Annotated in this window: 27 protein-coding genes; 4 read left to right on the forward strand and 23 right to left on the reverse strand. The window is 36.5% G+C overall.

The window, feature by feature from the left end:
- Position 1: 1 nt before the first annotated feature.
- The 3 genes from AADH04_RS05800 to AADH04_RS05810 form a co-directional block, all read right to left on the reverse strand.
- On the reverse strand, positions 2-1237 hold the full coding sequence (locus AADH04_RS05800; RefSeq protein ID WP_434779301.1) for a CBASS cGAMP synthase: 1236 nt from the start codon (positions 1235-1237) through the stop codon (positions 2-4).
- Positions 1218-2258 carry a CBASS cGAMP-activated phospholipase gene (locus AADH04_RS05805; protein ID WP_434779302.1) on the reverse strand — a complete coding sequence of 347 codons (1041 nt, stop codon included), beginning with the start codon at positions 2256-2258 and terminating at the stop codon, positions 1218-1220. The genes AADH04_RS05800 and AADH04_RS05805 overlap by 20 nt, the downstream gene beginning before the upstream one ends.
- Before the next feature lie 232 nt (positions 2259-2490).
- A complete protein-coding gene (locus AADH04_RS05810; protein WP_434779303.1) occupies positions 2491-2817 on the reverse strand; it encodes a hypothetical protein in 327 nt (108 codons plus the stop codon).
- A 559-nt stretch (positions 2818-3376) separates the two neighbouring features.
- On the opposite strand from AADH04_RS05810, the gene AADH04_RS05815 reads away from it, so the two are divergent.
- Positions 3377-5803, forward strand: a complete 2427-nt coding sequence (locus AADH04_RS05815; protein ID WP_434779304.1) for an EndoU domain-containing protein — start codon at positions 3377-3379, stop codon at positions 5801-5803.
- A gap of 19 nt (positions 5804-5822) precedes the next feature.
- Positions 5823-6140: a hypothetical protein gene (locus AADH04_RS05820; protein ID WP_434779305.1), complete on the forward strand. Its 318-nt coding sequence runs from the start codon at positions 5823-5825 to the stop codon at positions 6138-6140.
- Positions 6141-6231: 91 nt separating this feature from the next.
- Here AADH04_RS05820 and AADH04_RS05825 read toward each other — a convergent pair whose 3' ends face one another.
- The 8 genes from AADH04_RS05825 to AADH04_RS05860 all read right to left on the reverse strand — a co-directional run bounded on the left by AADH04_RS05825 (position 6232) and on the right by AADH04_RS05860 (position 15733).
- Positions 6232-7686 carry a hypothetical protein gene (locus tag AADH04_RS05825; protein WP_434779306.1) on the reverse strand — a complete coding sequence of 485 codons (1455 nt, stop codon included), beginning with the start codon at positions 7684-7686 and terminating at the stop codon, positions 6232-6234.
- A 95-nt stretch (positions 7687-7781) separates the two neighbouring features.
- Complete coding sequence (locus AADH04_RS05830) at positions 7782-8789, reverse strand: relaxase/mobilization nuclease domain-containing protein (RefSeq protein ID WP_434779307.1); 1008 nt, start codon at positions 8787-8789, stop codon at positions 7782-7784.
- Positions 8782-9312 carry a plasmid mobilization protein gene (locus tag AADH04_RS05835; RefSeq protein WP_434779308.1) on the reverse strand — a complete coding sequence of 177 codons (531 nt, stop codon included), beginning with the start codon at positions 9310-9312 and terminating at the stop codon, positions 8782-8784. The genes AADH04_RS05830 and AADH04_RS05835 overlap by 8 nt, the downstream gene beginning before the upstream one ends.
- Positions 9313-9376: 64 nt before the next feature.
- Positions 9377-10525 (reverse strand): ArdC family protein, encoded by a 1149-nt coding sequence (locus AADH04_RS05840; RefSeq protein ID WP_434779309.1) that lies wholly within the window; start codon positions 10523-10525, stop codon positions 9377-9379.
- A 68-nt stretch (positions 10526-10593) separates the two neighbouring features.
- Positions 10594-10812 (reverse strand): hypothetical protein, encoded by a 219-nt coding sequence (locus AADH04_RS05845; RefSeq protein ID WP_434779310.1) that lies wholly within the window; start codon positions 10810-10812, stop codon positions 10594-10596.
- A 194-nt stretch (positions 10813-11006) separates the two neighbouring features.
- The gene (locus AADH04_RS05850) at positions 11007-13322 is read right to left on the reverse strand and encodes an LPD7 domain-containing protein (RefSeq protein WP_434779311.1); all 2316 of its coding nucleotides are present in this window, start codon (positions 13320-13322) and stop codon (positions 11007-11009) included.
- Between the two features lie 96 nt (positions 13323-13418).
- Positions 13419-15374, reverse strand: a complete 1956-nt coding sequence (locus AADH04_RS05855; protein WP_434779033.1) for a type IV secretory system conjugative DNA transfer family protein — start codon at positions 15372-15374, stop codon at positions 13419-13421.
- Positions 15371-15733, reverse strand: a complete 363-nt coding sequence (locus AADH04_RS05860; RefSeq protein ID WP_434779034.1) for a single-stranded DNA-binding protein — start codon at positions 15731-15733, stop codon at positions 15371-15373. Before AADH04_RS05860 ends, AADH04_RS05855 begins: the two co-directional genes overlap by 4 nt.
- A gap of 57 nt (positions 15734-15790) precedes the next feature.
- On the opposite strand from AADH04_RS05860, the gene AADH04_RS05865 reads away from it, so the two are divergent.
- A complete protein-coding gene (locus tag AADH04_RS05865) occupies positions 15791-16060 on the forward strand; it encodes a hypothetical protein (protein WP_434779312.1) in 270 nt (89 codons plus the stop codon).
- Here AADH04_RS05865 and AADH04_RS05870 read toward each other — a convergent pair.
- Positions 16052-16390: a hypothetical protein gene (locus tag AADH04_RS05870; protein ID WP_434779313.1), complete on the reverse strand. Its 339-nt coding sequence runs from the start codon at positions 16388-16390 to the stop codon at positions 16052-16054. The genes AADH04_RS05865 and AADH04_RS05870 overlap by 9 nt on opposite strands.
- A gap of 272 nt (positions 16391-16662) precedes the next feature.
- Here AADH04_RS05870 and AADH04_RS05875 point away from each other — a divergent pair, with 272 nt between their 5' ends.
- Entirely contained in the window at positions 16663-17628 is a 966-nt protein-coding gene (locus AADH04_RS05875; protein ID WP_434779314.1) for a hypothetical protein, read from the forward strand.
- A gap of 1 nt (position 17629) precedes the next feature.
- Here AADH04_RS05875 and AADH04_RS05880 read toward each other — a convergent pair whose 3' ends face one another.
- The 11 genes from AADH04_RS05880 to AADH04_RS05930 all read right to left on the reverse strand — a co-directional run bounded on the left by AADH04_RS05880 (position 17630) and on the right by AADH04_RS05930 (position 25417).
- Positions 17630-18007: a hypothetical protein gene (locus tag AADH04_RS05880; RefSeq protein ID WP_434779315.1), complete on the reverse strand. Its 378-nt coding sequence runs from the start codon at positions 18005-18007 to the stop codon at positions 17630-17632.
- 71 nt (positions 18008-18078) lie between these two features.
- On the reverse strand, positions 18079-19158 hold the full coding sequence (gene virB11 / locus AADH04_RS05885) for a P-type DNA transfer ATPase VirB11 (RefSeq protein ID WP_434779804.1): 1080 nt from the start codon (positions 19156-19158) through the stop codon (positions 18079-18081).
- Positions 19159-19243: 85 nt separating this feature from the next.
- Positions 19244-20455 (reverse strand): type IV secretion system protein VirB10, encoded by a 1212-nt coding sequence (gene virB10, locus AADH04_RS05890; RefSeq protein WP_434779316.1) that lies wholly within the window; start codon positions 20453-20455, stop codon positions 19244-19246.
- Positions 20456-20466: 11 nt separating this feature from the next.
- A complete protein-coding gene (virB9, locus tag AADH04_RS05895; RefSeq protein ID WP_434779094.1) occupies positions 20467-21291 on the reverse strand; it encodes a P-type conjugative transfer protein VirB9 in 825 nt (274 codons plus the stop codon).
- A gap of 13 nt (positions 21292-21304) precedes the next feature.
- On the reverse strand, positions 21305-21997 hold the full coding sequence (locus AADH04_RS05900) for a virB8 family protein (RefSeq protein ID WP_434779095.1): 693 nt from the start codon (positions 21995-21997) through the stop codon (positions 21305-21307).
- A complete protein-coding gene (locus AADH04_RS05905; protein ID WP_434779317.1) occupies positions 21994-22116 on the reverse strand; it encodes a hypothetical protein in 123 nt (40 codons plus the stop codon). The genes AADH04_RS05900 and AADH04_RS05905 overlap by 4 nt, the downstream gene beginning before the upstream one ends.
- 90 nt (positions 22117-22206) lie before the next feature.
- Entirely contained in the window at positions 22207-22827 is a 621-nt protein-coding gene (locus AADH04_RS05910; protein ID WP_434779318.1) for a BRO-N domain-containing protein, read from the reverse strand.
- Between the two features lie 324 nt (positions 22828-23151).
- A complete protein-coding gene (locus AADH04_RS05915) occupies positions 23152-23508 on the reverse strand; it encodes a hypothetical protein (protein WP_434779319.1) in 357 nt (118 codons plus the stop codon).
- Between the two features lie 21 nt (positions 23509-23529).
- Positions 23530-24450 (reverse strand): type IV secretion system protein, encoded by a 921-nt coding sequence (locus AADH04_RS05920; RefSeq protein WP_434779320.1) that lies wholly within the window; start codon positions 24448-24450, stop codon positions 23530-23532.
- 75 nt (positions 24451-24525) lie between these two features.
- Positions 24526-24747 carry a hypothetical protein gene (locus AADH04_RS05925; RefSeq protein ID WP_434779321.1) on the reverse strand — a complete coding sequence of 74 codons (222 nt, stop codon included), beginning with the start codon at positions 24745-24747 and terminating at the stop codon, positions 24526-24528.
- 19 nt (positions 24748-24766) lie between these two features.
- Positions 24767-25417, reverse strand: coding sequence for a type IV secretion system protein (locus AADH04_RS05930; RefSeq protein ID WP_434779322.1), 651 nt, complete (start codon positions 25415-25417; stop codon positions 24767-24769).
- Positions 25418-25502: the final 85 nt, after the last annotated feature.

Raw genomic sequence — 25502 nt, forward strand, 5'->3', positions numbered from 1 at the left:
ACTAGCCCGCCTCCATATTTGGTACTTCTTCTTGGGGTTGAGGTTTAGCCTGATGCGATAATACTGCATGATGTGCTTCATCCAAAACTAAGTCTGGATTATTAGGCATACGGTTCCCAAAAATATCCAGTAAATTTGTTATCACTTCTTTTTTGCTGGATGCTGTTAATAAGCTGTTCTTCATAAGTGATTGCAAATTTTTTGCTTCAGTAATGATTGTTGTTTTCTCAGTTTCTGACATATTAGCTCTAGGAAAAAGAATAGGTTCTTCCTCATCAACAGGGCTTTTAACTTCGTTCTCTAATTGTTTATATAAATTTTCTGTACAAGCCATAAGAGCTTCACTATCATCTTGAAATATTCTTCCTGAAGTATTGAAAGTATCAACTATACAAGCCATTAAAGTAATAGAAGAAGGTCCACCAGTCTCAAATGTAAAATCTCTCCATGCTTTTAAAAAACGGCATATTCTTCGTAAAATTTCACCATGAGTATCTACTGCACTATTAAACCATTGACTAATTTGCATTGGATCGGATTTTACCCAATGCTCCTTATTCCTCAACGCTAAATATATATCATCAGTTTCTAAATATCTTCTTCTTGCATATTCACTAAATTCAACACTATCAAAAACCATACCCAAAGCTGAAGCACTTTCTAAAACTATTTCATATTGTTCCCTAGGAATAGCATATAACGGAATATCCATATGCATGTCTTGCTGGATAACAATTCTCGCACAAGTTGGTTTGTCATCAATAAATTCCCAATTTTGTGCTGATGCTAATTCACTTAGGGCATAATCAATAATGGTAAAAAATAAATTTTTACCAACAATAGGGCCTTCACGTAACATTTCTATTGGCAAGTAGACTCCATCATCAAGATCAATTTCTTGTGGTGGTGTATGACATGGTGAATTCATAGTTTCATAGACAAAAGAGCCCTGACTCATAAATTTGGGGCTCAACATACTCAAAGCTTCTTTTTGATCGACAGGTAAATTACGAATACCATCAACAATACATTTTGGAAGAATTTTTTCATCAACTATCCAATGTTGATTAGAGTCCTGCTTTAGTGATTCAGAGATTTTCTCAAAAGTGTTTTTTATTTTACTGCGAACTATTTTTCTAACTTCTTTTAAGTAACGAATCTCTTCACTGGATGGAGTGATTTTTTTTATAAAGCACTCATCAGAAGAGTTTAATAACTTAGTTATGTTGTACTTCATATGGTTCTCCTCCTTCAAAAAAGGTTACAGGGGCTTTTCTATGAGTAAAAAACGCTTTTACATTCTTCTGACCTATTGCAAATTGAGCTTTATTTTTACCTTTTCCCTTAAGCATTATTGCAACAGCATCATTTGCATTATCCAATGTAATACTTTTACTCTGATCCGGAGTGTTGTGATCATCTAACTCAACAAACCTGTCTTGCAATAATTGTTTGACAATGAAATTATGCAACTTCTCATTTGAACTAAGTGTTAAACCTAATAATTTTCTTCCCATCCCCCATCCTGATAAATATCCCCAACATTTTGTTCGGTCAATATTTAATGTTTCTTGTGATCCCATAGTACCAATACATAGTAAATGTATTGTTTCTGTTCTTTTTTTTAAAAAATGAGTAGCTTCATGATATGCAATTAGTGCTGGGCTGTTTGCAACCAAACCGCCATCCACCATTAAATTATCATTAACCATCTGTGGATCAAAATATGTAGGTGCGGCACTAGTAGCCATCCCAACGTCTACTATAGATAAATTTTTATCTATAAGAAAATCACAGTGATGAGGGGTTTTATAAACTTTTGGAAGCCCTGTGGTTCCATTAACCGAAGGAATCACAACACGAGTATTTAAATCTCTTATTTTTTTTTCTCCAAATTCCTTCTTTAAAATATTTTTCAGTGGTTTTGAGCTATACAGAGAGGTACGGGCTTGCTTGCACAAAGTCCCTAAAAAAGGAATTTTTTGAATACATGTTTTTTTAAAAATTTTAGTACGCTCTTCATCAATCAATGATGCTAGAGTACGAGCATTAATACCCGAGGCTAAACCTAATGCTAAAATACCACCAATTGAAGTACCACTAATAAGATCAAAATGATCAGCTATATTGTAGTGTTCATTTTGATCTTTCTCTGCTAAAGTCTTCTCTAACTCTGCAAGAATAGATATTGTGTAAAGCCCTCTAACTCCTCCTCCAGATAAAGATAAAATCTGAAAGCGCTCTTCTTGATCAACCATTTTCTTTATACTCCAATGTGATATTTTTTATTAATTATTTAATATTTCACTTTTAATATTATAGCATAAAAAATCTCACAAAATGATAGATTAACTTAATTATGGAGTAAATATCACAATAAAATGAAACAATAGCAAACACCATAAATTAGTAGAATTTGAAGCTAAGAAAGTCAAATATGGTTTATGAGCTGATATCCTAGGAGGTATTGAAGTAAGCAAAAACGTTAAACTAAATAATATCCGCTTTATCAACTGGGGTTTGCCAATCAAATTTTCTAGGCTCTGTTTTTTTTGCAGAAACTTTATTCACGTTCTTTTCTTCAAATATTCTTTTTGTTGGTTCAGTTTTCGGGGTTATCTCTGTATTAATGTTTTTTTTGATGAACAGGTTTAATCCCCGTTGAGAAACGGTAACATCGTTCATAGCCAAATATTTTCTAATAGCAACTTCTGTGTAACCCTTTTTTTTAAGAGTCAAAATATCACTTTTAAATGGCTCTAATTTTGAGCGGCCAACTGTTTTTTCTTGTTCAATAAATTCTTCTAATGTAATCATATAAAAACTCTCAGAAATAAGAAATACTAGTTTAACTATAGCATAAAATACAAAAAAGAAGTATTAGGAACTAAATAAAAATCTAAAAATACAATTAAATTAACTAAAAAATATTCAGAAATAAAATTGTTACATATTGCATCATGTTATATTTCTCTTTATAAAAATACTTATATCAAATTAAGCTTTTTAAAAATCAAAGTCTTGCAATCGTTTTAAAAAAAGTAAACGCCTCATCATGTCACTTATTTTTTGAAGAAAAATGAATATTTTAATTAAATATTATTTAAAATAATTAAATAATAAAAAAGAATTAAAAAATAACTAAAAATAAAGCAAAAAATATATAAAAAAATTAAAATATAATAAATTAAAGCTAAAATAAAGTGTTTTAAACAATAAAAAAATTAAACATTAACCATGGAAACCAAATATGAATTAATAAAGAAATTTCAAACTAAACGCAGGATAGGCTACAGCCAGAAAATAACAGGTATTTTGTTCTGCCTATGCAGAAAAGATGATATGATTCTGAAAAAAATTATTTTGAGTAGTTAAAATGGATGAAGAGTTTCAGTTAAATTTAAATCAATCCTTTGCCGATCAACAAAGATTACAGCGAGAGCAAGAAGAGCAATTACAACGCCAAAAAGAAGCGTTAGAATTGGCTCAACAAAAAGCTCCTGAACTCAATGAAACTGTAAAAAATGCCTTTGACCAAAGCCAGTTTACTCATCATCTAAATAAATTAAACCCAGAACAAAAAGAAGCTGTATTTAATGGCTTAGCTCAAGATGTCGCTCTTAAAAGTGGGCGTAATGATCACCCTAGTATTAAATTGATGTATTACAGCCCAGATACAGGTTGTTTAATGGCTAATATAGGCAATAATAAATATGCCTTTGTAAATGTAGAAGACGCCATAAACAACAAAGGTCTAACTATTGATTCAGAACTATTGGAAGCTAAAGCCCCAGAAAAAGAGCTTGAGAAGCTGGACAAACCATTAAAGCCTATTAGTGAACATTTTAATCGTCCCTATCCACCTAAAGGAAGACTAAAAGAGATTGTTCAACAGATGAATGATCTTCAAGTGGATAAACAATTATCAGGATTTACCCCAAAAGAACAAGATATCTTAAGAGAAGCAGTAGGATTTGTTACTCATGATTATGCTGGTGATCCACCTAAGATCAATCAGTTACAAGTTAATCAAGAAGAAATCCAATTACAGCTAGGTGAGCAGAATAAACCATTCAATCTATCTACACCAAAAATCCTTGCTGGTGAGCCATTAGAAGACAGCATAAAAAAAACTATTGAGCCACAGTTAGAAGCAGAAAAGACTAAACACACAATCATTGCCCAAAAAGGGGATACTGGTTGGAGTTTGGCGCAAAAATTAGACTCAGAACACCCATATGAAGCTTTAGGGGCTTTGTATCGATCAGGACAGATAAAAGACATCAAGCTTAAAGATGGCAATCAACATGTTATTCCTAATATTCAACCCAATAAAGAATATACCTATGATCGTAGCCAATATACAGAAGAGCAGCAAGCCAAAAATGAACAAACAGGACGTCAAATTGTTACAGGTCAAAGCATAGACAATGAGCGCATTGATCAGGCCCGAGCACAGGCATTAGCAGAGCAAAAAGAACGAGACCTTAAATTGCAACAACACACTCAACTGGCTCAACTCTTCCAAAGCATCAATAATGCGACTAATGACCCCAAGATAGCAAATGGGTTAAGTAAATATGAAGTAGAAAACCTCGTTAAAGAACAGCTCTCTTCTTATCAAAAAACAAGTTTAATGAATAAAACGGTTTCGTATTCCCTTATGGCTAAAATCAGCCAGAGCGAGACATTACAAGCCACAATCAATCGATCAACTAAACCCATCAATGCAATAGATGCTCTACATTGGGCAAATAATACTGCTCAAAATGTGCCTTTATCCAATAGTCGCCCGCTAACAGCACAACCGAATGTGATGCCATTTACAAAAATGACCGATCATGAAGGTAAGCCTTTAACCGAAGCTGAGCAAGCAGCTTATGATAAAGGGGCTAATGAGTCTATGCGTAACGGTTTAAAAGAGATGGTAGACGATGCAAATTTATTGTCCACAGATATCCTCAATACGGTAGGTTATTCGCTGTTTGGTGGTTTGTATGATCAAAGTGCCACTAAGACAGCCAATGAGAGCATACATCGTAATAATGAACGTATTGATAGTCTACTGAACTCAGTAAGATTCCTAGCTGGCTACACCACAGGTCAAACAATGTATTATTCAGCGCATCCTGATGAATTGGTCAGAGGAGTTAATGGAATGCTCACTGATCGTCAAGAACAGGCAGAACAACTCAAAAAAACAGGAGATTATTATCAACTGGGTATAAACGATGGCAAGATTGGCTTTGAGGTATTGTCTGCTGTTACGCCTATTGGGATGACTAAAAATGCTAAAAATATATCTAAAGCTGCTGATGCAGTACATGATGCTAATAATACTCTTGGCTTAGAAAGAAAATTGGCTACTAGTAATATTAATCCGGAAAAAGAGGTATTAATACATAATAATGTACCAGATTCAACACTCAAACACGCAGTATTAGGAGATTTTAACGACTCAAATAGATTAATAAATGGAGGGCATGGTCAAAGTAATATTGACTATTTACAACAAAACAATATTGATTATAATATTGTTAAAGAATATCCAAACGGAGTTAGAGTTGGTAATATTCCTAGCCATAAAAACCGCATGAAAAGAACAGATGAGGGGCAATCTTGGTTCCCAGAGAACTGGAATGAAGACAAAATTCGTGATGCTGGAAATTATATCAATAATTTGCATGAAGACTTACCAGATGGAAAATGGGCATTTGGAACATATGATGGTGTTAGAGTGGGAATTATAAAAAAAGATGGAAAGATAACAACTATTATCCCAGATAATTCTCGGCAACCATAATAAATAGGAAAATCTTAAAATGATTGATACAGATAAAGTAAAAAGGCTCATAAACGAGCGACAACAATTACTACCCGATGACCCCAGAACTGATGAAATATGGGAAGAACTAACTAGAATATTTTCTAAAAGTGAAGATGACACTATTTATTTTATAAGAAACTGTGACGAAAACGAACTAGAGTGGATTAGTGAAGTATTTGAAGATGTTTCAAAAAATTTACAAAGCCATGAATTTATTCAGGTATTAGAACAATTAAATAACAAATACCCACATCTAAAATTAGAAATGGATATCAATTTTGCAAAAAAAGCGATAAAAGATCATGATACGTAGTAACTCAGACTTGATTTGACCGTCACTAATTTTGAGGTGCAGTCCAATTAGGTGTATTAGTTCCGACTTAATCTGACAAAGCTCTTGCATATCATCTTACATTGGATGCTGAAATTTTGCCAATTCGAGCATCAATAGTAACTAAATTTTTTGATTCGGATATTTTTAAATCTCTAAATATTCTATTTATTTTTTCTAATTCCTGATCAGAGAAATACAATATTACCTTAATTGATTTTTTTGTTTGATTTGCTTGCTCATAAACTTTCACCTGATTTTCAATATTTTGTTTTAATTTGCTATTGCTTGCCAATTTAAATTCAACTAAAGATTTATCTGAGCTACCTTTAGATATTTTATAATCAACTGGCCCTCTACCATTATTAACCTCAGAATTTACATCAAATTCAGTCGCAAACCAAGTTAGTCTAAACAATAATTGTAAATCATGTTCTCGCTGAATTGGCTTACCTTTTACATAAAAAAAACGATAACCATCATTATTTTCAATTATTTGCTTTAAAAAAGATACTCTTTGATAAGCTGCTTCGAAAGAAGCAGTATCTTTATTGTAAAACTCTGTTGTTGCAAGCTTCTCAACTAACTTTATAACTTTTGATATAAAAAGATTTTCTGTTTCTTCAATCTTAGTAGCACTTAATTGTTTAGCGTCATTTCCTGTATCTTCCTTTCGCTTAATAAAATAATCTATATACTCAGGGAATCTCATAATAGCTTTTTCAACTGTTTCATTATATTCTTTTTTCTTATAATCTTTGGGAAGATTACGTATTAAATAATCATTTAGTTGAGCACGTAATACATCATTTGAAATACCATCGACTACCCCTGAAAAATCTGAAACCATGTCAGATTTATTTATCCATGTTTCATCTTTAGTTAATATTTCTTTTGGCGTAAGAATCACAAAATCATTATTAAAAGTAGGTAGTATAAACTCTTTGCTTATCCAACTACGAGTTCTATAATTAAACTCAACATGACTCACAATATGTGTTTTTAAATATATTTTTTTTATATACTTCTTAGAAAATAATTCTGTATACCTTAATAAATAACCTTTGATCAAATTAGTTGTAAAGTCACTAATATTATCTTTCCCCACTCCGTCTCTAATTAAACATAATTTTTCTAAGTGGCTACCTTTTGTAATGTTTTCAGAACCGAAATCAGTAAAAACATGATGAAGATTATTATTCAAAGCATTAGCGAATTGAATTCCAAGACCACTTCCTCTATTCCCAAGTTTACTGTAACCAAACCAGTTTTGTTTTACTTCAGGAAATAAAAACCATGCTTTTAAAAGTCCATGAGTAATACCTTGTTCATTAGATACTTCTTTTAAAAAACTAACATACTTAATAATATTTTGATGAAGATCACAATACTCTTTCTTCTCACTATTAAATAGTAAAAAAGGATCTATAAATAAAGGCAAATCATTTATTAAGGAAAGGTTAAATGCCCCATATTCTTCGATACACTCAGGAGTTACATCAAAAAAGTCCGAAAAATAAATTTTCATAATAACCTTTCCTGTTTAAGCTTAATTTAATAAAAAATCCCCAATACTTTTCTTATATAGCATTTTCATAAAAAAATATCCAGTTATTTATGAGTTTATTCTCTTTCAATATTGAGATCAAATTCAATTAACTCTCTCTTTGTGTAATCAAATTGCTGTTGAGCCTGTGTTGTAAATCCTGCTTGATTCACTTCTTTTGCTAATTGGCTAATAATACGTGCTTCTTCTTTATTACCCATCTTGTACAGCTCTCGTGCAATTAAACCATAATTCTCTGTCACAATGCCCCGCGTTTCCATGGTTTCTTTAATAAAGGGGTGTTTAGGACGGTCATTATTTTTTAGAGCCTCAATCAAAAATTGAGCCTCCAGTTTATGAACATTAGCAACGGCACCTCTCATACGCATTTCACGAAGAGAAAATTTTTCTGATTTCTGGGTACGTCCTCTATGTTGTCTCTTGGTTGCAGCACACAGTACACCTTCATCCCGTAGCTTTTCTGCAAAACGGACACGCCATTCAAATAAATCATTTTTACGAGGGTTCATACGTTTTCCATATTCATCACGCATCAGTACACAAATATGGACATGTGGGTGCTGTTGATCCAGATGTTGGGTAAAAAGGTATTCATGATGCTCAAACTGTTCTTGTGCAAATGCTCGAGCTGCATTTTTTACGGCAACTGGATCAGTACCAGCAGGCATAGATAAGACCACATTTAGAGCTTCTCTGTATTTACTTTTTTCAGGGATATTGAGTTTTTTCCAATCCGCTAAATGTTGATTAATCTCTTTTTTGCCTTTGATGATATGACCGTCCCGATCCTCCAGCTCAAGTTGGCCATTGCGACTGATATAATCAACATGTGACCTGATACCCTTCATACCCTTTGAGTTGGTACTTTTACGGGTAGGTACTTTGACCATTACTTCAGGGTGTTTCAAGGCCGCTGCTTTCAAGTTAACAATACCCGATCCAGATTTTAGTGGTTTTACTTTTGAATGATTTCTAGGAGAAATATCCGCACCTGATTTTGATTTAACAGAGCGAGTTTTATACCCTAAAAACCAATCATCAACGCGTTTATTCAGATCATTCATTGTTTCTTCTCCTATTGGACAATAATAATTCACCTACTTTTTCTGTATGGATATTGATGATGTTCTGAAGGGCAGTGATCTGGTCACTGGTGATATTGCCGCCTTCCATTGAATGAAACTGTTTGGCAATCTGGTTCAAATTTCGACCAATACGTAATAATTGGGCATTGGATTGATACAATGCATCCACTTCCGCAGCCGTTAATAATGGCGTTTTATTTAAATAATTTCGAATAACAGAGACAATAAAGGCATTTACTGTCATATGATGGGATTTAGCCAGTTTGGCTAACTTAACACCTTCTTTTTCTGAAAAACGTATTTCTATACGACAACTTTTATCATTGGTCAAAAGATAGCATTCATCAGGCTGATAATTATTTTCTTTTAGGGCAGCCCAAAGTAATTGGGTCACAAAATAAGAAATGCTTGGCTTACCATATTTTTTAACCGCTATTTTTTTGATGACTTCCTGATCTGTATTACTGATTCCTAAAATATCTAATCCTAATCTTTTTCTCATTTTTTACCTCACCACAAAAAAGCCGATAACACAGTGGTTATCGGTTTGGTTCAAAACAAATGGGTTATCTATCTACATCAACATCAAATAAAGACGGTTGCTTCGTACCTTGAGATATCTCTTGTATTTGATTTTGATAAAAGTTAAGCTGGGATTGCTGTTTGGCTGCATCTGATAAGCCAAGTGTGGCTTTGTCCATAAAAGATTCTAAGGTTTGCCTGTACTGCTGTTCTTTGGCAGGAAGTAAGCCACTTTGTTGATGAAATGTTTCTTTTAGATTCATGATGTCCCGTTGAACAACATGGTTTCGCTCAAATGATTGAATATAGTCCTTCATTCTTTGTGCATCTTTTGAGGCATACACAATTTCCATAGGATCATCTTTGAGTACCTGAATCCATGATTGAACATAGGCTGCATGTTGGCCAATATCATGAGGTAAACCTAATTCACGTGAGAGCATTAAAGAGGTGATTTCAGCTCTCAATTCTTCTTTTGCATAGTTTTCTGAGCCGAATTTACCTGTTAAGTCACGATCCATCCTTGAGGGGTGGCCTGTCCAATGGCCAAGTTCATGTAGTGCTGTAGCATAATAAAACGCTTGGCTGGGAAACTGCCCCTTTTCTGGTAAGTTGATCATGTCAGAATCAGGGTTATAGGATGGATGGTACAAAGGATGTACATCAATACGGGCTTTTGAAGCCAATAATATAGCCTCCGCCTTTTCACTTGGCTCCCAATCATATTGAACAGGTTTTCTGTCATACTCAGGGATGCCCTCAATTTGCTCACCATTAAACACAGTAAATGATTTGATGATGGGTTGAGGCAATACAGCATATTCTTTCACGGTATTGCCATCCGCATCAAGAACAGGCTTATTTTGTTCATCTCGTTTGGTTTTTTCTACATGAGTAATCAGCCTGATCAGACCCACGCCTTTTTCACCTTTCCGTACCTGTGCATCAACCGATTGGGCCTGTTTGTATGTCATCCAACGCGGATCATCATACATTTGCATCATCAGCATTAAATTATTGGTGCCAGAGTAAACATTGCCTGTAATATGGTTGTAGGGTAAATCAAATCCTTGATCAGGTGTCCAAGGACGTTGCCAAGGTGCTGTGCCCGCTTGAAGGTGTTTGATTAACTCGTTGGCCACATTTTCGGCATATTCTTGCCCTTTGTTTTTCTTACTTTCTTTGGTATTCATTTATTTACCTTCCAATAAACAAAAAAAGCCCCTGAATAAAAAATCAGGGGCTAAGTTAATGGGTAAAATTACTGGTTGTTGTGTTCTTGCCAGCCAGATAAGGTTAATATGTTTTTGACAATCTCTGGTGTATCTGGATGCTCCAGATAGGCTTTCATTTCTTCATAAGACTGTTGAGCCTGCCAATAATCACTGATCTGCTCATCGGTCATTTGCGCGAACGCCATACGTTCATCTTCAGTAAAATTAAATGTTTCATCTTCAAAAATATGTAATTGATTGTTCATATTGATTACCTTTCTATTTCTTAATCTTGGTTTTTATCTTGAGTTGATGTTTTATTATATTCACTAAAATAATCGAGTAAAAAAGCAATAATGATCCCAAAAACATAACAGAAGGAAACCAAAATAAAAAAATAATAAATAAATTTAGAAATATCCATTTTTAATCCTAATCGTGAAGTTTATTGTCTATTCGATTACCTTTCTACCTCTTGATCTTGGTTTCTATCTTGGGTTTTGTCGGATGCTCGAGTGTGTTCACCTCTAGGAGAAGGCACTTGTAAAGGCGTGGGAACATCCAATGTTTTACCATTCATCTTGTCAGCCATATGATCATAATAATTCTTCAAGGCATTTTGTCTGGCATCTCCTTTTAAATCACGGATCACATCTAGGGTATTGCGCTCAAAGAATTGAAGTTTGGCCTTTTCAGGTTTACTTAATTTAGCCGCTTTTTTGTCATAAGTGGCTTTTGACGTGGTGACCACATCTGTATCCAGTGCATGGGTTTTGATGTTTTTTGCTTGCACAATCACTTCACTGGGAATCTTACCTTGGCCAATTTCAGCAAGAGGGACATCAACATCTCTATCAGCCTTGGGTGAGGTTTCAATCTGCCCTGTAGTAGGAATACTGGAGGTAGCCATGATTCTATCGGCTTTGGATAAGGCTTCTACATCTGGTTGCCCAGACTTCTTTTCTGAAGCAGGGTTATTTTCCATTGATTTTTGGGTATAAAGGCTGGCTTTTTCTTCTATACTGTTCAAACTTTGATCTTCACGTAAACGTTCAACCAAAACACGATCAGCTTCAGTTGCCTTATAGCCAGATGTTTTGATCCCTTGGCTTTCGGCCAACACATACATCATTTGTTTGAACTCTTTTGTACCCGATAATTTAATGGCATCCCACCCCTTGGTTTTAGCCACTTCTAACATATCTTGAGCAATTTGGGTGTCATTACGTGCAGTAGAAAGCTTCTTACCCTTATCTTCAAATAATACGGTTGTGGCATTATCAGCAGAAAGATATTGCCCATCTGCCACCAGATAACGTCTCTCCAATCCAGCAGGGGGCATTTTATAGTTCAGATCAGTAATTATTTTTTTGAACTCATCTTGGCTCAAGGGTGGTTTTTCTGCTTCTGTGCTATTTGGATCAATGCTAGGTATAGGATCAGAAGCTGGCTCTGGTTGTTTTGCTTTTGGTGAGTCCGTATTTTCAGGGAGATTGTCTACCTCTTTTTCAGATGCCGGTGGTGTCGTGGTTTGAGGCAATATTGTGGGTGCTGGATCCACTGTTTTTTGTACTTTACCTTTTGGTGTCTTTTCCTGAAGGCGAGCCAGATCAGGTTCAATACTGTTGATCACCTTTTTTGTTGATGCACGTTTGGCTGTTTCCTGAGTTTTTTGCTCAGGTTCTGAAGGTATTAAAAAAGCTGCTTGTTCAGCAGCTTGTGGTTCATTTTGTGGTGCAATGTTTTTGGTTGGATTGTCCATAATGGGTATTGAGTCCTTATTGAGTACATTTTTAAGCTGATCCAGCCCCTCAAGTGCATGAAGATCATTAAAATCAGAAGGTGATTTACCTTCGCCATATTGTTGCTGATAATGTTGAATCTGCTCTTCAGTAAACTGAGGACAAATTACACGGGCGTTGTCACCCAATATCTGTGCTGCTTCTGTTGCTTTCGTTAGTCCCTTATTATCAGGATCATTATCCGCTGCCAGTATAATTTCGGTATTTGGGTAATGAGGTTTGAGGTTTTCAGCAACACGAACAAGATTGCCTGCATCAAAAGCCACGAGGACAGGTTGACCTGTTGCTTCATAGATGGATGCAGCAGTGGCAAAACCTTCAGCCATATAGAATCCATCCACCATCTTTTTTGCATCGCCAATCAAACTATAACTGCCTTCCTTTTGACCATCGCCCATATAACGTTTTGAGCCATCCTGATTGATAAACTGAAGGGACACAATTTCCTTATTCTGGTACATAGGAATAATCAGATTTTGATTATCTTTGTACAGGTTCTGCTTAATACCCTTAATACACTCAGGATCAGTGATGCTTTTTGCCTGTAAGTAAGGATGGGCTAATTGAGCTGAAACGGCTTTTTGCCAGATATACTGTGCTTTTTGCTTGGTAACCTCTTGCGCTTGCTTTTGTGCTTCAATCGCTTGAAGGCGTTTTTGTTCTGCTTCAGCCTGTCTTTTGGCAATCTCTTCAGCAGATGGGGCTACAGTAGGTTTTGTCGGTTGGTAGCCATTTTGCATGGCTGTGTAAAACAGGGTGTTGATCCGAACATGACCTGATTTTAAGCTCTTCCAAGTAGCTTGGGCTGCTCTGGCATTGTAGTTTTGTGCAGAAGAAGACCATTGATCCCATATCGGGAAACCTTCTTCACCCAGTTCATCTTTAAGTGCCGCCCCCATTTTGAGCCATAAATCCCGATCATGGGAATCAACATAATCTAAGGCTGTACGTATTTCATTTGTAGTAGACATCATAGAACCTCACTAATCAATAAAATAGGTTAGTTAAGAAAAAAATATTGAAAAATAATGAATAAAATAAGAAAAATAGATAATACTGTTACTGTGTATTTAACCAGCTTGCATCAAACGAGAAATAATCGGCATAGAATCCACACCCAAATTATTTTTTACTGATTGTGCCAATGCACTGATAAACTCAGGTGGACTGTCAGGGCGAACCAAACTTTTGATCATTTCTTCAAATAATACAGAAGCATTGCTGGTATCGGCTAAATCGACTGTCTCCAGTTCTTCAGGCGCAATAGGCTCAGGTTGTTCTACAGCTTGAGTAATATTGACAAACAACTCAGGTATTTCAGGTAAAGCCATTGATACGCGTGGTTTAAAGACCTCATCCTCATAATAAATAATCTTCTTGGCAAGAATCGGACGTGAGCTGGTCATACTGATAATACAATCTGTTCTAGGCATGATTTTTAACTCATCAGGATTGAGTACTGCACGGCGTTGGTCTGACTGGCTGGTACTGCTTCCCCCTCTGCCTTTTGAGCGCGACAGTGATTTAGCCTTATAGGTTTCATAACCGATCATATCGCTGTATTCTTTGGCATCTTGCTGATCCCTTGGTGGGTAAAATATCTGAAGCCCAAAGTTGGTAAAGAATGTCCTTGTTCCTTCTTTGGTATACAATCTTGTTACCTGTGAAGGGCTTTGAAAAATCAACAATAGCCTTAAATTATACCCCGCAATATAAGCCACCCCTGATTCAATAATCGGTACAGCACCCAAAGCCGTAAATTCATCCATCAATAAAAGACACTGATATTTTAATGCGGGATTGTTCTCAGGCAGCCCTTGAGCCACATTAACGCTGATGAGCTGACTAAAAAACAAATTGGTCAAACGACTGAAGGTATCTGTTTCGGTAGGGATCACCCCTAAATAAATGGTCATACGTTGTTTACGCACATCATCCAGATAAAAATCATCACTACTGGTGGCTGCCTCAACCACTGGATCAAGGAAGATAGATAGAGGAGCTGTGACCGTTGCCAGAATATCTGATCCTGTCTTAGCATTGCCATTGGCAAAACCCAATAATAAAGTGGTGCATTGGCTGGACAATAATTGACCACTATTATGCCGCCTCTCCATCTCTTTGATGATCCATTCAGATAAAGGATCACCATTTTTAGGTACGGTTAAACGAAACAGATTGGTTAACGTTGTGTGCCTGCCTGATTCTCCCTCAGTCTCAATCATATACAGCAGTAAACCCACAAACAGCTTTTGAGCTGATTCAGTAAAGAAAGTGCTGTTACTGCTGTCCCTAGTCGATTTCGGATACAAAATAGTGGCAATATTCATGGCATCCTTATAGGTATACACAGGATTACGGCGCACATAAGTTAATGGATTCCAACGATGACTCACCAGTGGCGCATGGGGTCGTGTTTCATGTTCGGGTGTTCTGCCCGCAGGGTTAAATAAAAACACCCTATGTCCATGTTTGTGTCTAAAACCAGCCGTTAATAAGTAGTTCTCCAGCTTCGGATCAAACACCACCATAGAATCCCGATAATGCAAGCAATTGGGGATCACGATCCCCACCCCTTTACCAGAACGAGTAGGGGCGGCTAAAAAGGCAAACTCATTACTGCTCCAGCGTAAAAACTTACCATTATATTTACCCACTAAAATATCAGGTTTTTCATGCTTAAGTGCCAATAATCCTGATTGATTCATTTCCATTGGGTTCGCAAAACGAGCAGAACCATGTAGTTCTCGTTTGGGTTTAACCAGCATGGCCGCCAGTAACATAATGCTGGGTAAAATCCCCATCGCCACAGAAACAGCTAGCGAGATATAAATATTTTGCTGAACTGCTTCAGAATATCGTTCCATCTGTCCCAATGCACTTATCAGCAATAAAGGTGACCATGTAAACTCAATATCCAGTAGAAAACTCAATAAAAAACTGCCTGCAAATTGGCCAATGGCTAAAAACACCAAAGTGACCATTAAGATCAATATAACCATATTGCCTTTTTTAGGAGTACTCATTGTGCCTCCTCTTTGGCTTCAGTTTGTTTATTGGTACGGATCATCTCCATCTGATCCACAATGATTTCAAATACACGGATGGTTTCTGTGTCTTTTTGATAGGTGCGAGAACGTAATTTACCGTGTACCTGAATACAATCCCCCTTTTGCATATACTGACAAACCAGCTCTGCTTGTTTACGATATAAAATGGCGGTAAACCATTCGGTTGATTCTCTTGCCTCGCCTGATTTACTGTCTTTCCAGTTTTCAGAATAAGCAATGGATATTGTGGTGGTGGGTGTACCATCAGCAAAGTAACGCAACTCTGGTGTTTTACCAAGGTTACCCATAACAGACATTTTATTAAGATATGGCATGATGCTTCTCCTATAATATAGTTTGAAAATTAAATTTAATACACCGAAAGAAAAAAGATGAACAAAGCTGATCAACGCATCACTGAGCTAGAAGACCGACTCAATAACTTACAAAGCTTATCTGGCGGCATCTTGAAACTGCTGTTTTTATCGTTGTCGTATCACACACAAAATAGCTCTTTAACTGAAGAACAAAAGGCAACGATTAAAGAAAAAATAACAAAGCTTTTAGAAAATAATGAACCAGTATTACTGGATATATTTATGGATGAAATCCAATATGCAGAAGAGCTAACTGAGATTATTCACACTATGGATTTACCTTAAGGTTTCCAGAATCTTGTTCAGATTCTGTTTGGCTACTTGAGGAGAAGTTTTATTCTGCCTTTCTACCCCATTACTTGCACGCGAAGAAACAACAGACATCAGCGCATATTGGCTATTGAGATAGTTCAAAATCAACCCTTCTAACTCATCAACCCGATTAAGTGCTTCCTTCAGTTTGATGTTTCTGTCCTCAAGAGTAGATGATAACCTTTGGTATTCAGTCACACAACGCAGTAATGTTTTACTGCCTGCTGATTCTCCTAAAAGTTGTTGTGCTTGTTCAATGATCTGATCTTGTTCGTCAGTTGTTCTGATGGTTAATGTACCCATATTAAAAATCCTTTTTGATGGCAAAGTTAAAAAAATAACCAAGAGGTTTTAGTCTAAATTGATGGCAAAATACTTCGACCAACCAGCTACCTACACAAAAAATTGATGCCAGATTTACTGATCGGAGCAATGATCAATTGTGGAAAATGATAGCAAAATACCAAAAGTATCTTGGTGCCTGATGTCATATTTGATTGCTTTTTTCCCTTGATACTGTGTATTATAAATAATTATTTTTATTCCCTTATGCTACCTCTTTCTGAAAGTAAATTATGAAAAAGATTAAGATTACTGCGGCCTACTGTGTTCAACTTGATAAGGTAGTTGATATAGAAGAGGCGCACGCAGCATCAATGGAAAGAAATGGTGAAAAACTTGATTTTTTTTGCTCCTCAGTTGAATGTCGCCTACAAGAAGTGCCTATTATTGGGGTCAATCATAATGTGCCACTGTCTGAACACAAAAAAGCCATGCACTTTCGAGAAAATACATATTACAAACATCACGAAAACTGTGAATGGGTTTTAGCCAACGAATATGCTTTCTATGAAGGAACGCACCAAGGCGAAACACCTGAAGAAGCTGATATACGCAGAAAGCTGTATACCTCTCTCAAAAATGACTATCTAATCTCAGTCTATGACCCTTATGACCCGAATATCGGTGTAAATTCAGATGACCCTACGCACACTGTTATAGATCATAAACCGCAGAATTCAGGTGTCAAAAGCCATCAAGACCGTTGTACGGAAGCGATAGAAAAAGTACGTAAAACATCTTCATTTTACAAACTGGTTCGCTGCCATCACGAACTATCTGAAGCATTCGAAGTAGATGAGTTCAGGCAATTTCCGCTAAGAGTAGCAGGTGTACAAACATCTTGGTACGACTATTTCAAAGTATTTACATATGTTTGGAACCAGCCAGATTTTAATGGCATTATGTATGGCTATATCTCTAAAAATATAAAATCATATGGCAAAGGCTACAGTATCTATATGGGTGCCAAAATCAATGAACGGAGTGTTTCTATTTACATTTCGTCCGAGCAAATAACAAACTATCGATCACGACGTGAGCTCATTGATGTGTTAGAGAATGCTAATAAATTTGACAAAATTAATGCATATTTTATTCCAGATGCAATTGAGTTGGTTACAACCCCTTCAGGAAAAGAGGTTTATCAAATAAGAATAGCTGATTTACGCAATTTAAGACTGGTAGGTACAGTCAAATAACTTAATAGTAAACGAGTGCGCCATTCTCCTTATTTTCCATAACATTTTTTAAATTAAATGTACTGATAAGAAAATTGAGAATTCCGATTGCATCAATACCATCAATTACGTCAATATCCACCGTATTGTACATGGGCTCCCAACGACTGATATTGGTACTGCCAATCGTTAGGCTACAATATTTTTCATTAAATCCAATCATATCAACTGCAAAACACTGAATTTTATCCTGATCAGTCCGATACATGGAGAAAGATAATGCCTTTAGGCCATCTAAGTGAGATTGAATATATTCACTTAATTCATTTAGATGTTTTTTCCCCATTTCTGTCGGCTCATCTTCTACAAGTGACTTATTAAATATAAATTCTTTACTCATGTTTATTTCCTTTTGATAAAAAACGACCAGTTATGGTCGAAAAGTGTGCCACTAGGTTGTTGGTAAAAAAATCAACTTCGCCCACTCATGGCATAAAACTTCTCCACCGGATCAAAATACAGTTCTGTCATATAGGTTTTACTGAAGAAACACACAATATCAATAGTGGCTCTGACCGTATTCAGAATATAGTTAAAATCCATTGTTTGACCTGTAGAGGATTCTTTTGCCAGTTGGGCGATTCGATAATGAACTGAACGCGCATCATTGGCATGGACAGAAGTTAAACCGCCTGCATGACCTGTATTTAATGCTGAAAGATAATCCCAAGCTTCATCTCCTCTTAGTTCTGTTAAGAAAATGCGATCAGGCTTTAACCTCATACAACTGGAGATCACTGCCTTGGCTGTCACATGTTCTTTAAAAAACAGATGAACATGGTTGGGATGGTGGGGTAAATCCAGCTCGTGGGTGTCTTCAATGGTGAGGATTCTTGTATCGAGAGGGATCATATCGGCAAGGGCTTTGGTAAAGGTGGTTTTGCCTGATCCTGTACCACCAACCATACAAATGTTCAGTTTATACAGTACCGCCAATTCAAAAAAACGGTTTAAATTTCGATCTGCTTTAGCTTGCAGCATATCCAGTTGCCAATCATGAAGAAGGACATCAAGAGGTAGTTTCATCTTGTCACTGAGATCACGGTAATGTTTACTGTTGATTTCAATATCTGTTTGCGCTTTACCGAATGAGCCCACATCAGTAAAGGATTGCAACCTGTTTGTATGTAAATAATCATCTAAACTAAAACGGGTATTGGATGGTTTCCTGAAACTGAATACTATGGTTTTATCTTCACAAGAAGGCGGCATCATAATATGGCCACGCTCCCCATCAGGTAAAGTAACTGATTGCATAGGGTGAAGATGATTAATGGATTTTGAATTGTAAATTGCTAGGGCATTGGCCAGTGTTTCCAGTTTGGTGTAACTTAATGCCTCATTTTCTAATCGAATAACACCACTAGAGCCCTCTAAAAACACTTCATTGGGGCGATTGATCATCACTTCAGTAATGCCTGTACGGTTGAGATAATCATCAATACTCAATTGTTTGAGTAAGTTTCTGACAACAATATCATCATGGATCATTGTTTTGACCTTATAAAAAAGACATAAAGAAACCAGCTCATTTTGGTTAGCTGGTTTTGATTGGATAGATTTATTTTGTGTATCATTAAAAATATGGAGTGACCACTTCATACACTTTAGAAAAATCCACATCACGAGACACCATCACATTGATTAATGAACCTTGGTTCACGTATCCAGTAGGTGGAATATTGATGCTGTTTTTTAAGGCTTCTGTTGCCATCTCTTCAGCAGCATCATTGGCGTTTTCAAAAGTGATGTTGTCATTGCCTTTATTACGGTTATTCAGGTTTTCTGATAAATCTGAAATCAGGCTGATCAGCATTGCCCCACCAAAACGTTGAAAGAAATGATAATTGACCCGTGCGCCATGTCCCGCAGCACCCAATTGTCCCGCACCTGTACTGGCGATATTGACCTTAACCCCATTAGGCGTTTCAACCTCATTCCACAGCACAAATACCCTAGCTTGACCTTGAACCAAGGCAGAAGTTTGTTCCCCCACCAGTTTAGAGCCACGCTCTAACAGTAATACCCGACCATTGGCAGAATAAACATCTTTGGTTACCAGACAACGAGTAAAGCCTGCATGAGTGGTAATGATCTGGGTATCCAGTGTACAGGGTATATTGGTTCCTTTGGATAATAGGTAAGTAGAATCGATACGCTTTTGTGCTGTGGCTTGATAAGTTGCAGTGGGTTTTAATTTATCCCCCAATGTACTACTACCTGATCCATCATCATTAAAACTGACAGGTTGTGCTTCGGCAGTTTGAGTATCATATTCCCCAGTAGAACGTCCACCTTCAAAATCCACCAGAACATTACCCCTCATCTTACGTTGTTCAGGTGTTTCTTCTGGTTCTTTTTGATCCGTTGATTGTGCCATCTGATCAGGAGCTGCTTCAGATTGTTGTTCTGAAATCTGAGCCATATCTATAGCTTCAGGTTCACTGGCTTCTTCAGGCAGTTGTAATGCCAGCTCTTCCTTATCTTGTTCAAAATCTTTAGGTTGATTGTTTTTGATTTCATCAAGTGGTTGGGTGTTTTCTGCTACGGTTTCACTTGATCCACTACTAAACGCGATCAGACCTGAAACAATTAAACCAAGGGCAACAATACCAATGCCCGCCATAGCCACTTTACTGACATTATTGTTCTTTTTACTTGGGCTTAAATCTTGAGGAATACCCATTTCTACCGTGTCATCCTGAATCGCATCAGCAAGAGAGGTGATGGTGTTCTCCAGTTCGTGATCCAGTGGTTTTTTCTTTTTGAATTTATCTAAAATACCCATATTGTGATCCTTTACTTAACGATACGAACAGAGTTTTGGTCTGAAGTACCTGTACGATTAAATAGTCCTTTTTCATCAAAGCCACGATTTTCAACAGCAAGGACACTGTTACCCAAACGCAGCATGTATTTTTTAGCGGTTTCATGCACAATGACGGTATCTGCTTCAATATGGGTATTGAGCAGCATCTCTGAACCATCAGGCATTACCTTATAAATCGTGGGTAAATCCCGCCCATCATTAAATTTGAAAAAGGTAAATAAACCATTATCAAAAACAGCAGTAGGAACCAGTGCTTTAGCCCCTTGAGCCCAATAGTTGTAGTTGGTTTGCTCCTTTTGTTCGGGTAGGCTCTGTAAAATGTCCTTCGCCTGCTGTCGTTTTATGGTTTCTGCCTGCATCACAGCTTTTTGACTATCAGGATAAGAAAAACGCAAAATATAAGTAGGCGCTTGAGGCTTCTGTCCTTTTCGCACTTGACGAGCCAAAGACAAATAAAACGCATAAGTGCGTTTATTGGTGGTGATGATCATATTGGTATTAGGGCTTTGCGCAATGGGCTTAAATATGATGTTGTTACCCTTAACAGATAAATTCCATGCTTGCCCATCCCCCATACCTAAAGCAGCATTATCTCCAATCAACCGTTCGTCTTGCTCCAGTTGAATCATGGTTGTTCTGCCCACTTGGGCACGGATATTAACCACATTATCAGGGTCATAATGCACATACTGAATACGGGCATCTTTAACAGATGTGCTGGGGGTAATATCTGCATTGGCCATAACTGAACAACCAAGCAACATCACTAAAATACATAACTTATTATTGAACATTATTTATTTCTCCTTATGGCGCAGCTTCTGGATCAACACGGTAACTCGTCACTTGAAAACCTAACGGGTTAATCAGACGATCTGTTTCTTGAAGGGGTTTGTTTTGATATTCAAACGCCACTGTCGCAATCATCTTTTGAGGGGCAGGCTTGGTAATCCCATTGGTCAAAGGAATCAGATGCTTTTCAAAACGAATTTGCGCCATTTCACCGACAAAGCTAATGGCATTCACCTTCACAATTACTTTGAATTGATCCTTCAATACCAAGTGAGGCGCAGCAGGGTTTTTGTTATACAGTTTGGCAAATTCGGCTTGTACTGGTGGTGCAGACAATAAATTGGTGGCATTGTACGTAGACTGTACTGTTTGCCAATCATAGGATTCCCGATAAATCACGTACTGAGCTAGCCAGTATTTATTGATCACTTCACCATAAGATTTTTCAGAGGTTTTAAGTTGGGTAACAATATCCGTTGCACCTGTATTATTGTCTACCCTGATCACAAAAGGGATCACCGTTTTAAGTGGGGTCAGTCCTGCAATTGCCCCAATGGACAACCCCATAATCAGCAAACATGCACAAGTAATCCGCCAAGCAATCTTGCTTTTTTTACGAACTCGTTCAATTTCGGACTTTTCGAAATCTTTGGCACATTGGATAAACTTACTGGCTGCTTTTTGGGAAGATAGTTGCTTTTGAGTCATTTATTCACCTCCTGAACGTCTTTGTTAATGGGGAAATATTGTCCATAGGGACGAGGTGGTTTATTGGTGCAGGCAGCACAAAAGAGTAGTGCCATCATGAGTGCAATACATGTTTTCATTAAAAAATTCCTTTATTTAGACATAAAAAAACTCGCACTAGGCGAGTTAAGGTTGATAAAAATGTTTATTGTTTACTGCAATATAGACTTTTACTTTTTGATTTTTTCTTCAATTAAACGACATGAAGCCATCATGGTAAGCCTCTTGGTACATGCTTGTATGATTTTAAGTAATAACTCTTCTGAAATATTCAGCCGATTATTAATTAATTTTGGAATATCTTCTGTTACAAAAATTAAATCATCATAAGACAATATACGTATACGAGGTTTCTTCTGTTCATCAAATGTTAGAAGAAAACGAAAATCCAAAATATTGCCAATTAATTGATTAAGCTCATTTAATTCATTATACCCCTCTAAATTTAAAGTTTCTTTATTTGAAAACTCTCCAGTTTTACGGATAGATGGGAGAACTTCTCCAGCCAACCATTTTTGAAAAGGCAAAGCCTTTGGTTTATCTGAGCGCCCTAGAAAAAAATATAGCCCTTGTTCTGAAATACAAGCTATACGTTGTTTACCTCCAAGGGTGTGAATCTGTTTCACACCCTTCCATTCTTCAGGAATGTGGCTTATCACTTTGCTTGGTCTACTTGATTCGGCATACTCTAAAGCATTCATGATATCTTTAGCAACAAACCATAATTCGTCATTAATTGTTAATGTTTGAACTGGATGATTTTCAAATGAAAAAGGGATTAAGTTAGACATACTATTACTCCTATATCGGTTTTAAAACCTACCTCTTACTTGCTACAGTAAGGGTGGCAGGACAATACGAGGGTAGCAAACTGCGATATAGGAAGCAGCCAACCTTTCGGTTGCCTCATACTGCCCCACCATAGGAGCAATATACACAGATGAAAATACCGCTATTAAGCGGTAATATCTGCCCATATCATTCAGGTTGCTACACCAGACCGTGCTATTGAGCACGGCAAATGAATCATAAGTATTTCTCCTTAAAAGGTCAATAAAAAAACTCGCTAAGCGAGTTAAATTAATGAGGTTGAATTAAAGTGCCTCCATTATATTTTAATCATCATAATAATTGACCCGACCAAAATTAGGGGCCACAACAGCTACCATGAAGAAAAGAAAACAACCTATACAACCAGCTATAAGCAGATTTAAAGATATATCTCTAAGCCCCAAGAGTAAGGAAATTAATGCGCCTAGTACACCAACAACAGCAAGAAGACCAAAAGAATATTTTACGATCAAGATAAACATCCCGAGAGACCATGCTATTGCATATCCAATCGCATCTAGTGTCTTTTTTATGGCGCGTAATACGGACAAAAAAGTATGCCAAATATAAATTAATATATCTATACCCTTATTAACACCACGAGATACAGTGAAATAAATACGCTTTAATTTATAAAACATTCTTTTTTCTCCCATTAATTATTAATTTCTTTTGATACTGCCACCGCTGCTTGAACCTCCCCCTCTAAAAGAAGGCATCTTAACTTTGTTACCAATTGATGTCATTGTCCTCGTTATGCCACCTATGCTTGCACCTCCTGTTAAGGCAGATGCTATACTTGGTACATTCCATGCAACTATTAAAAAAATCATTGTTGAAGTGATAAATATACATGCTGTAGGAACTAACATTATTATATCCTTAGTTGCAGGATTTAATGTCATATGCCTGATAAAAAAATCCTGTTGTAATGTCCCTAAAACGACATAAAAAACGATGGTAATCGTATAATTAAACACTTGACCAATCCAATTCATCCCCCATTGTCTTGTTGCTGGAAATAACATAGCACCTATAAAAATTGGCCCAACTAAAATCACCATGGCTAAAGACAGCTTCGCTACTAAATAAAAAGCTGATGTGACTGCAAAAAAAACAATACCTAATAGAGCAATAACACCAAGTAACAGAAATGTAGTGATACTGTCGGCTATATCCGTAATGGATAATTCGCTGGACATACTATCCCAAACTTTTATTATCGTATCAACAAAATTATTAATATTAGTATCTAAAGCGCTGGCTGAATATTCTCCTGTTCCAAGCAAACCACTAAGAGCTTCAGGCATCTCATACATCATATTTGCCAGTTTATTATATGTTCCTGCATTAAAAGCGCAGGCGATAATGACTAGCCAACCTATCATTCTCTTACTAAAGTCCATGATGTTTTCATCTAATCCCCTGTTGTAGTAGCTCATTATGACCAGTAGAACATATACACCAAAACCAGCAGCAAACAAAGGGGCAATACCAGAAATTAAATTAGCTGATTTAGCGAATAAGTTCGTCCCCATACCATTAAGTAAAGCATCAGCTACAGTTGAAAAATAGGCACTCACATTGATGACTCCTCAAATAAAAACCCAGCAAAAAATTTGCTGGGTTGGTATATTTACTAAAATTTAAGAAAATATTTAATTTTTCTTTTTCACTTTATACGGATAGCCAAATTCCTTTTCGAATTCTGCATCACAAAAATCAGGTTGAAAAGCTTTCATATTTTTTGCATAGCAACTTCGCCACCACTTAGTCTCTTCATGCCGTTGTTCAGGTGTTTTGTCTTCCCAAGCAACAGGTTCCTTTGAACAACCCATCAGTAAAAATACAGGTATCAATAAAGTAAGTGCTATCCGCATAATAAGTCTCCTTGATTAATTATTTACAGGCATCCCAGTTTTGGCTTTTAAAATTTTTAGCATAGCAGGAGCGGCGATCCATGCGTTTGTAATATTCTATTTTCTCCATCTGTTCTGCTAATCTAGCCATCATATCCAATTTGGTTTGATTGTTCTGAATAATAGCACTTTCCGCTGCTATTCTGTTCTGTAAATCCTGTGCTGCTTTAATATCTGTGGTCGAATCAATCTTCTTGATCATCTTTTGCAGATTATTTAAACGTAATTTTGTGTCATTAAATGCCTGCACTGAAGAATCATAATTATTCACCAACTGTTTCATGGCTGTGTCAGGGGTATAGGTTTTACCCTGAATCATTTTTTTATAATCAGTATTGGCAATACTGCCATACAAATCTTTCCATTCTGTAGGTAGTTGTTCTAAAGCCGTTTCAGAGAACGCACTACCAACCCCCTTGGATCCAGTTAATGCCGACACCTGATTTTTTAACTCAGCAATCTGTTGGATCTGATTATCAATTTGCTCTTTCATGTGAATAATCTGTTGTAAGGTGTTGGCAACTTGAGCCCCATCAAAAACAGGGATACCACCAGCGTAACTTGTCAGAGGGAAAATCAGCATACAAGCAGATAAAATAATCGAAATAAAATACTTTTTCTGTTTTTTCATAATAAAACTCCATAATTGAACAATAAAAAAACCGCATAGTGCGGTAGGTAAAAAATGATCAAATGATTAGTGGTGAATAAAAATG

Origin of the sequence: Neisseria sp. Ec49-e6-T10 (assembly GCF_051132615.1) — a bacterium.
GTDB lineage: Bacteria > Pseudomonadota > Gammaproteobacteria > Burkholderiales > Neisseriaceae.

Excerpts from the sequence above, each read along its gene's own strand:
- AADH04_RS05800 (WP_434779301.1), bottom strand. The coding sequence starts at position 1,237 with ATGAAGTACAACATAACTAAGTTATTAAACTCTTCTGATGAGTGCTTT.
- AADH04_RS05805 (WP_434779302.1), bottom strand. The coding sequence starts at position 2,258 with ATGGTTGATCAAGAAGAGCGCTTTCAGATTTTATCTTTATCTGGAGGA.
- AADH04_RS05810 (WP_434779303.1), bottom strand. The coding sequence starts at position 2,817 with ATGATTACATTAGAAGAATTTATTGAACAAGAAAAAACAGTTGGCCGC.
- AADH04_RS05815 (WP_434779304.1), top strand. The coding sequence starts at position 3,377 with ATGGATGAAGAGTTTCAGTTAAATTTAAATCAATCCTTTGCCGATCAA.
- AADH04_RS05820 (WP_434779305.1), top strand. The coding sequence starts at position 5,823 with ATGATTGATACAGATAAAGTAAAAAGGCTCATAAACGAGCGACAACAA.
- AADH04_RS05825 (WP_434779306.1), bottom strand. The coding sequence starts at position 7,686 with ATGAAAATTTATTTTTCGGACTTTTTTGATGTAACTCCTGAGTGTATC.
- AADH04_RS05830 (WP_434779307.1), bottom strand. The coding sequence starts at position 8,789 with ATGAATGATCTGAATAAACGCGTTGATGATTGGTTTTTAGGGTATAAA.
- AADH04_RS05835 (WP_434779308.1), bottom strand. The coding sequence starts at position 9,312 with ATGAGAAAAAGATTAGGATTAGATATTTTAGGAATCAGTAATACAGAT.
- AADH04_RS05840 (WP_434779309.1), bottom strand. The coding sequence starts at position 10,525 with ATGAATACCAAAGAAAGTAAGAAAAACAAAGGGCAAGAATATGCCGAA.
- AADH04_RS05845 (WP_434779310.1), bottom strand. The coding sequence starts at position 10,812 with ATGAACAATCAATTACATATTTTTGAAGATGAAACATTTAATTTTACT.
- AADH04_RS05850 (WP_434779311.1), bottom strand. The coding sequence starts at position 13,322 with ATGATGTCTACTACAAATGAAATACGTACAGCCTTAGATTATGTTGAT.
- AADH04_RS05855 (WP_434779033.1), bottom strand. The coding sequence starts at position 15,374 with ATGAGTACTCCTAAAAAAGGCAATATGGTTATATTGATCTTAATGGTC.
- AADH04_RS05860 (WP_434779034.1), bottom strand. The coding sequence starts at position 15,733 with ATGCCATATCTTAATAAAATGTCTGTTATGGGTAACCTTGGTAAAACA.
- AADH04_RS05865 (WP_434779312.1), top strand. The coding sequence starts at position 15,791 with ATGAACAAAGCTGATCAACGCATCACTGAGCTAGAAGACCGACTCAAT.
- AADH04_RS05870 (WP_434779313.1), bottom strand. The coding sequence starts at position 16,390 with ATGGGTACATTAACCATCAGAACAACTGACGAACAAGATCAGATCATT.
- AADH04_RS05875 (WP_434779314.1), top strand. The coding sequence starts at position 16,663 with ATGAAAAAGATTAAGATTACTGCGGCCTACTGTGTTCAACTTGATAAG.
- AADH04_RS05880 (WP_434779315.1), bottom strand. The coding sequence starts at position 18,007 with ATGAGTAAAGAATTTATATTTAATAAGTCACTTGTAGAAGATGAGCCG.
- virB11 (WP_434779804.1), bottom strand. The coding sequence starts at position 19,158 with ATGATCCATGATGATATTGTTGTCAGAAACTTACTCAAACAATTGAGT.
- virB10 (WP_434779316.1), bottom strand. The coding sequence starts at position 20,455 with ATGGGTATTTTAGATAAATTCAAAAAGAAAAAACCACTGGATCACGAA.
- virB9 (WP_434779094.1), bottom strand. The coding sequence starts at position 21,291 with ATGTTCAATAATAAGTTATGTATTTTAGTGATGTTGCTTGGTTGTTCA.
- AADH04_RS05900 (WP_434779095.1), bottom strand. The coding sequence starts at position 21,997 with ATGACTCAAAAGCAACTATCTTCCCAAAAAGCAGCCAGTAAGTTTATC.
- AADH04_RS05905 (WP_434779317.1), bottom strand. The coding sequence starts at position 22,116 with ATGAAAACATGTATTGCACTCATGATGGCACTACTCTTTTGTGCTGCC.
- AADH04_RS05910 (WP_434779318.1), bottom strand. The coding sequence starts at position 22,827 with ATGTCTAACTTAATCCCTTTTTCATTTGAAAATCATCCAGTTCAAACA.
- AADH04_RS05915 (WP_434779319.1), bottom strand. The coding sequence starts at position 23,508 with ATGTTTTATAAATTAAAGCGTATTTATTTCACTGTATCTCGTGGTGTT.
- AADH04_RS05925 (WP_434779321.1), bottom strand. The coding sequence starts at position 24,747 with ATGCGGATAGCACTTACTTTATTGATACCTGTATTTTTACTGATGGGT.
- AADH04_RS05930 (WP_434779322.1), bottom strand. The coding sequence starts at position 25,417 with ATGAAAAAACAGAAAAAGTATTTTATTTCGATTATTTTATCTGCTTGT.